Here is a 4697-nt window from a genome sequence, read left to right as displayed (position 1 = left end):
GGAACAAAAAACAAACGATCTACGAGACCTGACCAGTTACGACGGGTCGTGCAACCCGGGTTAGCCTGGGAGCGTCGGGAAAGAAAGGATCAAGACGGTCAGATATGCGGGAAAGCCACGCCCGATGATGTATCGCCAGGCGCCAGCGGAGGCAGTCCGCGAGGAGGCTGGCGCTTCTCCTGTGGGCAAGGTGGCGCTGGAACGGGCGCGCAGGCAGTTCTTCGAGGGTGACGCGGTCGAGCCGGTCGGTGTCCGGGATGTCATCCGGCAGTCCTGGGCGCGGGCGCGTGAGCTGGCGGTGCCGTTGGAGGACCCGGTGGTCCGCTTTCTCGAGGTCGACTCGGACAGTCTGCTCGAGCGCGCCGCCCGCCCCGTGCTGCACACCATGTTGGACCGGCTACCCGATGTCGCCCTCATCAGCGCGCTGGCCGGCCCGGACGCGCTGCTGCGGCTGCGCTTCGGCGGCGACCCCACGTTCGTCCGGCTGCTGACGGATCAGGGCGCGTTCCTCCAAGGGTACGACTTCTCCGAGTCCGTCGTCGGCACCAACGGGATCGGCACCGCACTGGCGATCGGCCGTCCGGTGATGGTCGACGGCGGCGAGCACTACGTCGAAGGCGCGGACGCGGTCTCCTGCGCCGCCGCGCCCATCCGCGACCCCGTCTCGGGCGCGATCGTCGGCGCCGTCAACTTCACCTGCCCGTCCCGGGACAGCAGCCCGCTGCTGCTCGCGATGACCACCTCGGCCGCCGCCCAGGCCGATCTCGCGGCGCTGCGCAGCCAGACCGACCCGGCGGCGCAGCGCGCCCTGGCCCTGGTCGAACAGCGGCGATCCGCGCTGCGGGAACACCTGCACCGGGTGTCGATGGCCGCGACCTCGACCGACGTCTGCTCCCTGCTCGCCCAGATCATGCATGTCGCCAGGCGGCTGTTTCCCTTCGACGCGGTGTGGGCGATGCGCCGGGTCGGTGACGCCCCGCTGCGCGTCGTCGCGGTGGACGGCGACGTCGCCCCGGGCGCGGTCGGCGCCGTCGTGCCCGAGGAGACGGCGATGATGCTCGACCACGCCGCCCAGGGTGACCTTGGTCGGGCCGGCCCCGAGCGGATGTCGAGGCGGCCGCTCGCCGGCATGCCCACCGGTATTCGACCGTTGCCCGGGCAGCAGCGCCTGATCCGCCGTTGGATCGTGGCCGCCGCACCACCGGGAGCGCCGTCGCCGGCCTGCTCCTCGTCCCAGACCGTGCTGGTGGTGGCGAGCGACTTGGCCCTGCCCGGCGGCCCGGGGCAGCGGGGGCTCAGCCGTGACCTGCTGACCGAGATCGCGTTCGCCTGCGACACCGCCTGCCGGTTCGAGGAGGTCACCCGGCTGGCGGTCAGTGACCCGCTGACCGGCCTGCCCAACCGCCGCCGTTTCCTCGAACTCGCGGCGCAGACGTTCGACCGATGTCGCTCCTCCGGGCAGCCACTGGCCACGTTCATGGTCGACATCGACCGTTTCAAACGCGTCAACGACACCTACGGCCACCGGGTCGGCGACCTGGTCCTCGTGCGGGTGGCCGCCTGCATCCAGGCTGTGCTGCGTTCGGGTGACATCGTCGGCCGGATCGGCGGTGAGGAGATCGCGGTGGTCACCGTCGCGACCCCGCAGGACGCGATGGCACTGGCCGAACGGCTGCGCCGGGCCGTGGCCGGCGCCGGGTTGGAGTCCGATGACGGACCGCGGGCGGTCACCGTGAGCCTCGGCGTCGCCTGCCTCGAGGAACGGGACCACCGCCTGTCCGATCTGCTCGACCGGGCCGACCGGGCCCTGTACGCGGCCAAGGCCGCTGGTCGCGACCGCGTCGTCGGCGACTGATCCCGCCGACCTCCGCCCGCTTCCCCTCGGCCCCCGAACCTCCCCCCGGCCTCCGGTGGGTTCCTCATGGGTGGAATGTGGCGGGAAGTCGACCCGCCTGTGGGGAGAACGCTGTCGGATGTGACACTGGAAGTCCTTAACGCCCAGTTGGGTACAGACGATCGTTGAGTGCCCAACATCCGACAGCAGACATGACACCCTGTGGGGCAACCAGCCCGCGGGCGGCTGGGGCGCACCGCCGTAGGCGGTGCGACGATCACCGCCTACGGGCCTACGGGATGGGATCGAGCAGGCGTGGCCACCTATCTGCTGGGCCTTTCCGCCGCGGTCTGTTTCGGCGTCGCCGCCGTACTACAGCAGCGGGTGGCCTTCCGCGCGCCGCCGGGCGACGTCCTGCGGCTGCGGCTGTTGTGGTGGCTGGTGCGCCGGCCCGCCTGGGTGTTCGGCATCGCCATCGGCGGCGCGGGCAGCATGCTCTCCGCCGCCGCGTTGACCAGCGGCGCGGTCGCACTGGTCGAACCGCTGCAGATCTGCCAGCTCCTGTTCGCCCTGCCGCTGGCCGCGTTGCTCGCCCGCCGGGTGGTGCCCCGCCGGGACTGGGCCGCCGCGGCGGCCACGGCCGCCGGCCTCGCGGTGTTCATCGCCGCGGGCCGCCCCGATTCGGGGGACATCCAACACGCCACCTCCACCGGCTGGCTCATCACCCTCACCTTCGCGTGCGTCGTGCTGGTCGCCGCGACCTGGGGTACCCGCGCCCAGCCCGCGGTGCGGCGCGCACCCCTGCTCGCCGGCGCCGCGGGTCTGCTCTCCGCGTTGCAGGCCGCCCTGGTCAGCGGAGCCGGGCAGCTGTTGACCTCCGGTGGGATCGGCGGGCTGGCCCGCTCCTGGTTTCCGTGGGTCGTCGCGGTCGTCGCGGTGCTCAGCGCGGTGCTGTCGCAGAGCGCCTACGGGATGGCTCCGCTACCGGCGTCGCTGCCGGCCTCGGTCAGCGTGGAGCCGCTCGCCGGCGTCGCCCTTGGCGTGGGCCTGCTCGGCGGTGGTCTGCGGCTGACGCCGTGGGCCGTGGCCGCGGAGCTTCTCGGCCTCGCGGTGATGACCCTGGGCGTGCGGACCCTGGCCCGCTCGCCACTGATCACCGGCCAGATCTCCCGCCTGGCCGCCCGACAGGAGCAGGGTCGGCTGTCCCGGCTGGAGGAACAGGTCCACCACGACCTGGAACGGCTACGGCATGACCTGCGACGCAGCCGGGCGGTGGGACCGACCGGCCCGGCGGTCCGCCGGCTGCGTCGGCGGCTGAACCGCGACCTGGACCGCATCGGAGAGGAACTCGCGAGCCTCGCCGACGAGCGGGACCGCTTCGAGGAGCAGCTTCGTCCCACCGGTCGCCGAGCCCGGACAGTCGTCGCCGCGGCCCGACCAGCCGGACCAGCTCGAGGGACCCGCGCGACGCGGGCGAGCGCGGGCCGCCCGGCGATCCGCACCAGTGGACGGCCCACGCAGAACATGACCGGCAGGCTGACCGCCACCGGTGGCACACCCGGCCCGGCCGCGGCCGCGGTGGCGGGTACCGGTGGCCCGACAGGACGGGGCACGCCCACTGGTCGACGTCCCGTCGGTGCCCCCTCGGTCGGGACGACGTCGCCCGCCCACACGACTCGGGCCCCGCTGGCCCGCCCGCATCGCGGCGACGAGGTCATGGTGCCGACGCAGGGCGCCGGGCGGCCACGGTCGGTATCCGCCGAGACGTCCGCCGGGCCTGGGATCGGGGCCGGGCCCGGGCCCGGCGAACAGCGCGGCCTCCTGGGAGACGACGGGATCGCGCTGGACGTCCTGCTCGCGGCCCGACGTGACCTGGACGCACGTGCTGAGGAACTGCGCCGGCAGGCCGAACGTCTGCGCCGCGCCACCCGTCGGGTCCTCGCCCAGGACGCCGCCACCTGATTCCCGATGGCGGCTCGGGTCACTGCCGGGCGCGTCGGTAACCGGGAAGCAGGGTCTGGACGAGGCCGTCCGTCTCGGCTTCGGCCCATCCACCGCGTCGGGTGCCGGCGGTGCCGATCGTCCGGTACATCTCGGTGACCACCGCCTCGAGCGTGCGACGGTCACCGCGGGCAGCCACCGTCCGCAGCAGGTCACGCCACAGCACCTGAGCGGTCGGCACGGCGCGTAGCCCGGTCCGGCAGGCGGCCATCGCCGTCATCGTGTCGCCGAAGTCGAGGGTGAGCCCGGCCAGTCGATGCGCGACGTCGATGACGCCCTCCCGGGTGCCGCGCGCGATCGGACCGGCGGTGACCCACCGGTACCGCCCGTCCGGAAGGTTCGTCCACAGCGGGCCGCTCACCATGCGCAACGCCGTGGTCAGATCGGCCTCGGTGTCACTGCCCGGCAGGGCGGCCCGGTGGGTGTAGGCGACGAACAGCTCCCAGTCACAGCGCACGTCCGGGCTCAGCCGCCAGCGTCCCTGGGCGTCCGCGGCGAGGCGGGGTGTCCCGGCCCGTCGACGCCCAGCCACCGTCCGGCACGGGCCAGCATGGCTGGTACGGCCGCGGGGTCGGGCTGGGACGGTACGACCTCGGTGAAGGAGATCTCCTGCGTGAGGGTGCGTTCGTTCGCGCCCTCACGGTGCAGCGCGAGATACACGATGAGCTCGGTCAGCAGCTCCGTATCCACCACCGGCGGTCTGCCCGGGGCCTCCACGGTGGGCACACCGAGCACCCGTACCTGGGCCTCGCCGGTGGCCGGTGGCTCCTCGGGTACCGGCACCGCGGGTACCGCCGACGCCGTGGGCATCATGGGCATCGCGGATATCGGTGGCGGCGGGGGCCACAGCGGCGAGGCCGGG

Annotated in this window: 3 protein-coding genes and 1 pseudogene; 2 read left to right on the top strand and 2 right to left on the bottom strand. The window is 73.3% G+C overall.

Annotated features, from left to right (window positions below; genetic code table 11):
• Positions 1 to 181: 181 nt before the first annotated feature.
• Positions 182 to 1855 (top strand): diguanylate cyclase, encoded by a 1674-nt coding sequence (locus tag G6R24_RS18425; protein WP_163550451.1) that lies wholly within the window; start codon positions 182 to 184, stop codon positions 1853 to 1855.
• Between the two features lie 294 nt (positions 1856 to 2149).
• Positions 2150 to 3796 carry a DMT family transporter gene (locus tag G6R24_RS18420; protein WP_163550450.1) on the top strand — a complete coding sequence of 549 codons (1647 nt, stop codon included), beginning with the start codon at positions 2150 to 2152 and terminating at the stop codon, positions 3794 to 3796.
• A 19-nt stretch (positions 3797 to 3815) separates the two neighbouring features.
• Here G6R24_RS18420 and G6R24_RS22815 read toward each other — a convergent pair whose 3' ends face one another.
• Together G6R24_RS22815 and G6R24_RS22810 are read right to left on the bottom strand one after the other, a co-directional pair.
• Positions 3816 to 4367, bottom strand: coding sequence for a hypothetical protein (locus G6R24_RS22815; RefSeq protein WP_175084245.1), 552 nt, complete (start codon positions 4365 to 4367; stop codon positions 3816 to 3818).
• Positions 4301 to 4697, bottom strand: a pseudogene (locus G6R24_RS22810) (hypothetical protein); the annotation flags it as partial. The gene G6R24_RS22815 and the pseudogene G6R24_RS22810, both read right to left, overlap by 67 nt.

The organism is Candidatus Frankia nodulisporulans (assembly GCF_902806475.1).
Classification (GTDB): Bacteria; Actinomycetota; Actinomycetes; order Frankiales; family Frankiaceae; genus Frankia; species Frankia umida.
The sequence above is the reverse complement of the archived record's forward strand: the minus strand, read 5'-3'. Positions and strand labels throughout refer to the sequence as shown.